Source organism: uncultured Agathobaculum sp., assembly GCF_963927765.1.
In the GTDB taxonomy this organism is placed as follows: Bacteria; Bacillota; Clostridia; order Oscillospirales; family Butyricicoccaceae; genus Agathobaculum.
This window is the reverse complement of record NZ_CAWVCU010000069.1, coordinates 1-6,478: the sequence shown is the minus strand read 5'-3', so window position 1 is coordinate 6,478 and position 6,478 is coordinate 1. Positions and strand designations below refer to the sequence as shown.

Below are 6,478 nucleotides of genomic sequence, written 5' to 3'. Positions count from 1 at the left end.
TTTTCCATGCAAACCAAAGTAGAGATTTGCGGGGTGAATACATCGGGACTGCCGACGTTGTCGGCGGCAAAAACGGATGAATTGCTGGTGCGAGCCGGAAAAGGTGACAAGCAGGCACGGGATGAACTGATCCGTGGCAACTTGCGGCTGGTGTTGTCGGTGATCCAGCGGTTTCAGGGACGCGGTGAATCACCGGATGACCTGTTTCAGGTGGGCTGCATCGGTTTGATGAAATCCATCGACCACTTCAACACCGAGCTTGGTGTGCGTTTTTCCACCTATGCCGTGCCGATGAGCGGACTTTGGGGAAATCCCTCCGCAAAGAAAAATGAGACTGTTTGATACCCCGGGAAAGACAAAGGAGAAACAAATGTTATTCTGCAATATTGATCTTTTGGATGAGAAATTTGCCCTTCAGCGTGGGCAGTATGTCGGTGTCAAGGATGGCCGCATTGCTTACATAGGCGAGACGGAGCCGCAGGAGGACTATGGCGAGCGCTATGACGGCCGCCATCGCCTGTTGCTGTCCGGCTTTTATAATGTGCACAGTCATGCACCGATGACGCTGCTGCGCGGCTATGCGGAAAACCTGCCGTTGCAGCGCTGGCTGAACGAGCGTGTGTTTCCGTTTGAGGATCAGCTGAGCGATGAGGCAGCTTATTACGCCACCCAGCTTGCCATCGCCGAAATGCTGGCAAGCGGCACAGTGTCGTTTACCGATATGTACTTTTTCCTGGACGGCATGACAAAGGCCATTTTGGAAAGCAAGATTAAATGCAACCTCAGTCGCGGACTGACGGTGTTTGACGACAGTGACTATGAACAGACAGCGGCCTATCGGGACAATCTGCGACTGCTCGGCGAATGGAATGGGGCAGGGGACGGCCGACTGATCGGCGATCTGTGCATTCACGGCGAATATACTTCGACGCCCAAAGTGGTGGAGGCGGTTGCCGCACAAGCGAAGGCGAGCGGTGCACGCATGCACATTCATCTGTCCGAGACGCAGACCGAGCATGAGGAGTGTAAGCAGCGTCATGGCATGACGCCTGCGGCGTACATGCAGGCACACGGTGTGTTTGATGTGCCGACAACGGCGGCGCACTGTGTTTGGCTGGAAGGGGAGGACTTCGAGATCCTTCGCTCGCATGGCGTGACCGTCGCTTGCTGCCCAGCAAGCAACTTGAAGTTGGCATCAGGGTACGCGAACATTCCGAAGCTGCTGGATATGGGCATCAATGTTGCACTTGGTACGGACGGCGCAGCTTCTAATAACAACTTGAATATTTTGCAGGATCTGTATCTGTTTGGTGTGGTCTATAAAGGATATTACCGTAACTCGACGCTCATTACTCCGGTGCAGGCGCTGTACGCAGCAACGCGTGCGGGTGCTTTGGCGCAGGGCAGAGAGGACAGCGGTCTGCTGCGCGTTGGCTGTCGTGCAGATCTGTGCGTGATCGACACAGACACCCCGCAGTTTACGCCCATGACCGATGCAGCGTGCAACGTGGTTTATGCCGCGCAGGGAGCAGACGTCAAATTGACCATGGTGGACGGTGAGGTGCTGTACCGCGATGGTGCATATACCACCATTGATATCGAACGAGTGAAAGCGGAAACCCAGCGCTGCACGGATGATATCATCCGGCGGCTGCAAAGAGGAGAGAGACAGCATGATTAGCAAAAAGCAAGTAGAGCAATCCGCAGCGTATATACGTTCACGGCTGCCGGTTCTGCCGGAAGTTGGTTTGGTGCTCGGTTCCGGGCTGGGGCCGCTTGCCGAACAGCTGCAGGATGCGGTCACCATTTCCTATTCCGAAATTCCGCATTTTCGCATTTCGACCGCGCCGGATCATGCGGGGCGGTTGGTATGTGGTATGCTCGCGGGCAGACGTGTTGTTTGCATGCAGGGACGACTGCACGGCTATGAAGGGTATGCACCGGATGAAATTGCCTATCCGGTCTATGTGATGCGTGCGCTGGGGGTACAGGCGCTTGTTTTGACGAATGCTTCCGGTGGCATCAATACCGGCTTTGAGGTTGGCGACTTTATGCTGGTGGAAGACCATATCAATATGACAGGGAAAAGTCCGCTGACCGGAGCAAATGACGAACAGCTTGGCACGCGTTTTCCGGACATGACTTTTGCGTATACCCCTGCCTTGCGGGATAAGGCGTTGGCGGCAGCCGATGTGTGTGGATTGACCCTGCGCCGCGGTGTTTACTGTGGCGTGAATGGGCCGCAGTTTGAAACACCGGCGGAGATTCGTGCGTTCCGTACGCTGGGTGCGGATGCGGTTGGTATGTCGACGGTGTTTGAAGTGATAGCAGCGGCACATTGTGGTTTGCCGGTCGTTGCGGTGGCGATGATAACCAATATGGCGGCAGGCGTGCTGATGCAGCCGCTTTCCGGCGCAGAGGTTAACGAGATCGCTGCACGGCGCGGAACGGACTTCCGACGGTTGATTACAGCTCTCGTGGAAAAAATCTGAAAAAACTGAAAAAAGCTATTGACAGAAAGAGAAGTACGCGATATAATATAAAAGCTGTCACGGTTGAGCGATAAAGTGACAGCGAATCCGAGGTGTGGCTCAGCTTGGTAGAGCGCTTCGTTCGGGACGAAGAGGCCGCAGGTTCAAATCCTGTCACCTCGACCATTTAAAAGGCCATCGGCTTATGCCGATGGCCTTTTTTGTACTTTTTAACAAAAAATACCGCATCCAGAACATGTTCAAACAGGAAAAGATAGGAAGATTGTTAACATTTTAACCTGTTTTCGTGCATTTTTCCTGCACAGAAAGACGAAAATGTACAGTGTCCTTGCGAGGAGGACAAGCGTCCTGTGCATTTTGGCTAAAATGACCAAATCAAAAATGCAAAAAAACGGATAAAAAGTGCAAATTCATTAAAACACTTTTCTGGTAGAATGAAAATTGTAGTTTAGAGGATACATTTTATTGTTCCCAGATAAAATGTTTCCGCTTTGTGAAAGAGAGGGGAATTAGTCAACACGGCCAATGCAAATACTGGAGAAAGGGGAAGGAAAATGCCAGATATTGTATTAACCAGAATCGACAACCGTTTGATCCATGGACAGGTCGCAACCCAGTGGTGCGGCGTTGTCGGGGCCAACCTGCTGCTCGTAGCAAACGATGCTGTATCAACTGATGAGTTCCGTCAGGGCTTGATGAACATGGCTGCGCCGTCCTATGCGCAGACCCGTTTCTTCTCGATTGAGAAGACCATCAATATCATCGGTAAAGCATCGCCGAATCAGCACATCGCAATCATTTGCGAGACGCCGCAGGATGTCCTGAAATTGGTCGAGGGCGGTGTACCGATCAAAAAGGTGAACATTGGAAACATGCATATGGCGGATGGGAAACGCCAGGTTGCAACTTCCGTCGCAGTAAACGACGATGATGTAGCATGCTTTAAAAAGCTGCAGGAGCTGGGTGTGGAGCTTGAGATTAAGAGAGTTCCGGATACGCCCGCGGAAAATATCGAAAAATTGTTTAAGTGATATTTACCCGAAAGCACCTGGAAAGGAGTAAGTAATGGAAATTACCATCATCCAGGCGATCTTGGTCTTTGTAGTAGCCTTTATCATGGGTATCGACCAGTTCAGCTTCCTGGAATCTTTGTATCAGCCGATCGTCACTTGCCCGATCATCGGTGCCATCCTTGGCAACTTTGAACTCGGTGTAGTTGTCGGTGGTTCTTATCAGCTCATTCAGATCGGTTCTATGCCGATCGGCGGCGCTCAGCCCCCCAACGCGATCCTCGGCGGCATCATGGCTACCGTATTCGCGGTTTCGCTGGGCATGGAAGCAACGCCAGAAGGCGTTGGCGCGGCACTTGGTCTTGCAATTCCGTTCGCAGTATTCGGCCAGTATGCTGTAACCCTGACCTTTACCATCATGTCCGGTATGATGGCTAAGGCTGACAAGTGCGCGGAGAACGCGGACGTCAAGGGTATCCGCAACATCAACTTCATGGAAATGGCGATCCTCGGCACGCTATTTGGCCTGCTGGCGGTTGCTGGTCTGTATGGTGGTTCCGCTCTCGGCCAGACCCTGCAGGACTTCTCGTTCCAGTTCTCTTGGGTCATGGCGGGCCTCGACGCTGCCGGCGGCGCAATGAAGTTTGTAGGTTTCGCAATCCTGATGAAGGTTATGATGTCCAACGAGATGTGGGGCTTCCTGCTGGCCGGCTTTGCTATGGCTCTGCTGTGCAGCGCTAATGCTTCCACTTCTGGCGCAACCCTCATCCTGTGCGCATTCGTAGGCGCTGCGATCGCGATCTATGACTTCTCGATCAACACGAAGATCAAGGCGAATGCTGGCGCTGGCAACATGGGAGGTGACTCGGATGGCATATAATATTCCCGAGAAGTATCAGGATCTGACACCTGCTCCGCAGGTTGACAAAAAGACCCTAAATAAGATGGTATGGCTGTCCTGCTTCCTGCAGGCATCCTTCAACTACGAGAGAATGCAGGCTTGTGGCTGGCTGTGGGGCATGCTCCCTGGTCTTCAAAAGATCCACACCAACAAGGAAGACCTTAAGGCTTCCATGGCACATAACCTGGACTTCCTGAACACCCATCCGTTCCTCGTAACGTTCGTAATGGGCATCGTGCTTTCGCTCGAGCAGAACAAGGCTGATACCCAGACGATCCGTTCTGTACGTATTTCTGCTGCCGGCCCGCTTGGCGGTATCGGCGACGCGCTGTTCTGGCTGACGCTGGTTCCGATCACCGCCGGCCTGACTGCAAACATCGCACTGCAGGGCAACATCCTGGGCGCGATCCTGTTCCTCATTATCTTTAATGCGGTACAGTTTGCTGTTCGTTTCGGCCTGATGTACTGGTCTTATGGCCTTGGTACTAAGGCGGTTACCATGCTGACCTCGAGCGCGAAGGAGTTCACCCGTGCGGCGTCCATCCTCGGCGTATTCGTAGTTGGTGGTCTGATCGCGAACTACGGCGGCACCACCGTCCGTATGATCGTTGGCGACACCCAGATCAACATTCAGGGTCTGCTGGACGGCATTCTGCCCAAGCTGATCCCGCTGCTGATCACCCTCGGCCTGTATGTCCTGATCAAGAAGGGCTGGACGCCGGTTAAGTGCATCCTGCTCATTCTGGTTTGCGGTATCGTTGGCTGTGCGTTCGGCATCTGGACTGGTAACTCTCAGGCTATGGATGCGGACGGCAACACCATCCCCGGCGGCTACAATCCGCTGGTAGAGTGGTACGATTATCCGGAGCCGGCACCGGCTGAAAAGACCGGTCAGCAGGCTTGGGATGCTCTGACCTCGGTTGTTACCGAGCTGCAGGGTGCTGGTGTAACGGTTACTATGCCCGAATAAAATAGAACAGTTTGTCGGAGCGTGTGCTCCGGCAAGATAAAGCGATAGGGGGAGATGGCGATTGGGATCATTTCCCCCTATTGATTGAAATGAAAGAAATCAGGTGTTTGTGTGAGTGGAATAACAGCGGCGGTCATTTTTCTTCTGTTTGCGTGCTATCTGGGCATTCAGGTGTTCAAGAATTTCCAGCTTCGGCAGTTGAATGTCAGCCTAAAAGCAAAGGATTACGAAACGGTGGAAAAGCTGGCGGATATGTCGATGACCCGCAAGCTGCTTGGAGATTATACTTGCGATTTGTACAAGCTGCGCGCGTTGTATCTTGCTCAGGATATCGCGCATTTTGAAGAAATGCTGCAGCATATGATCGCGGCAACGTACAAGAATCCCGCGGATAAGAAGAGCTTTCTGGAGCAGTATTTCCATACTTTTCTGCTGAAGGAAAACCAGAAATATGCGGACTGGCTGCTCGAAGCGATCCGGCAGAGCGGGGATGAAAAGCTCATACGCTACACCGAACAGGCTTATGAGGTAATGTTCCATAAGCGCACCGATCTGATTGAGACAATGGACGCGCAGATCGATGCCAAGCAGTATTATGGTTTCCCTCTTGGCGTGGTACTGTTTATGATTGGCAAACAATATGAATATCTGGGCGATGAGGAGAATGCTGGGTCCTATTACCGGAGTGCGAAGGTATGCTTCCATCCAAAGGCACTTTATATTCCGGTGATTCGGGATAGCCTGAAGCGTTTGGGACAGCCCGAAGACATACAGGAGGGAATGCGTGCGCAATCGCGCCGCCGTTAAGCGTTCAACCAACATGATGGAGAATAGGAGAAGAACAATGATTGGATTACTGGTAACTGGACACGCGAATTTCGGTTCCGGACTGACAAGCTCGCTCAATTTGATTGCAGGTGAGCAGGAAAACTATAAGTATGTAGATTTTCTGCCGGAGTACAGCCTGGAGGATCTGTCGCGTGAGCTGTCGAAGGCGATGGACGAGCTGAAGGATTGTGAAGGCATTTTGGTATTCTCCGACCTGCCGGGCGGCACTCCGTTCAAGACGGCGGTTGAAGTTGGTTTTCCGCGCGGCAATGTAAAT

At 52.5% G+C, this 6,478-nt stretch carries 6 protein-coding genes, 1 tRNA gene and 2 pseudogenes; all 9 read left to right on the top strand.

Annotated elements, in window-relative coordinates:
- Positions 1–6: 6 nt before the first annotated feature.
- Positions 7–294, top strand: a pseudogene (locus ABGT74_RS06205) (sigma-70 family RNA polymerase sigma factor); the annotation flags it as partial.
- Positions 295–370: 76 nt separating this feature from the next.
- The gene (locus ABGT74_RS06200; RefSeq protein ID WP_346704885.1) at positions 371–1,681 is read left to right on the top strand and encodes an amidohydrolase; all 1,311 of its coding nucleotides are present in this window, start codon (positions 371–373) and stop codon (positions 1,679–1,681) included.
- A complete protein-coding gene (locus tag ABGT74_RS06195; protein WP_297283766.1) occupies positions 1,674–2,492 on the top strand; it encodes a purine-nucleoside phosphorylase in 819 nt (272 codons plus the stop codon). Before ABGT74_RS06200 ends, ABGT74_RS06195 begins: the two co-directional genes overlap by 8 nt.
- A gap of 88 nt (positions 2,493–2,580) precedes the next feature.
- A tRNA-Pro gene (locus tag ABGT74_RS06190) sits at positions 2,581–2,657 on the top strand.
- Positions 2,658–3,046: 389 nt separating this feature from the next.
- Positions 3,047–3,523, top strand: a complete 477-nt coding sequence (agaB, locus tag ABGT74_RS06185; protein WP_297180465.1) for a PTS galactosamine transporter subunit IIB — start codon at positions 3,047–3,049, stop codon at positions 3,521–3,523.
- Positions 3,524–3,557: 34 nt separating this feature from the next.
- Entirely contained in the window at positions 3,558–4,382 is an 825-nt protein-coding gene (locus ABGT74_RS06180; RefSeq protein ID WP_297283765.1) for a PTS sugar transporter subunit IIC, read from the top strand.
- Complete coding sequence (locus ABGT74_RS06175; protein WP_346704884.1) at positions 4,372–5,373, top strand: PTS system mannose/fructose/sorbose family transporter subunit IID; 1,002 nt, start codon at positions 4,372–4,374, stop codon at positions 5,371–5,373. The genes ABGT74_RS06180 and ABGT74_RS06175 overlap by 11 nt, the downstream gene beginning before the upstream one ends.
- Before the next feature lie 111 nt (positions 5,374–5,484).
- Positions 5,485–6,180 (top strand): hypothetical protein, encoded by a 696-nt coding sequence (locus tag ABGT74_RS06170; protein ID WP_346704883.1) that lies wholly within the window; start codon positions 5,485–5,487, stop codon positions 6,178–6,180.
- A gap of 37 nt (positions 6,181–6,217) precedes the next feature.
- Positions 6,218–6,478 (top strand): annotated as a pseudogene (locus ABGT74_RS06165) (PTS fructose transporter subunit IIA); the annotation flags it as partial.

Bases quoted from the DNA above. Each gene is read 5' to 3' on its own strand.
- ABGT74_RS06200 (WP_346704885.1), top strand. From the start codon at position 371: ATGTTATTCTGCAATATTGATCTTTTGGATGAGAAATTTGCCCTTCAG.
- ABGT74_RS06195 (WP_297283766.1), top strand. From the start codon at position 1,674: ATGATTAGCAAAAAGCAAGTAGAGCAATCCGCAGCGTATATACGTTCA.
- agaB (WP_297180465.1), top strand. From the start codon at position 3,047: ATGCCAGATATTGTATTAACCAGAATCGACAACCGTTTGATCCATGGA.
- ABGT74_RS06180 (WP_297283765.1), top strand. From the start codon at position 3,558: ATGGAAATTACCATCATCCAGGCGATCTTGGTCTTTGTAGTAGCCTTT.
- ABGT74_RS06175 (WP_346704884.1), top strand. From the start codon at position 4,372: ATGGCATATAATATTCCCGAGAAGTATCAGGATCTGACACCTGCTCCG.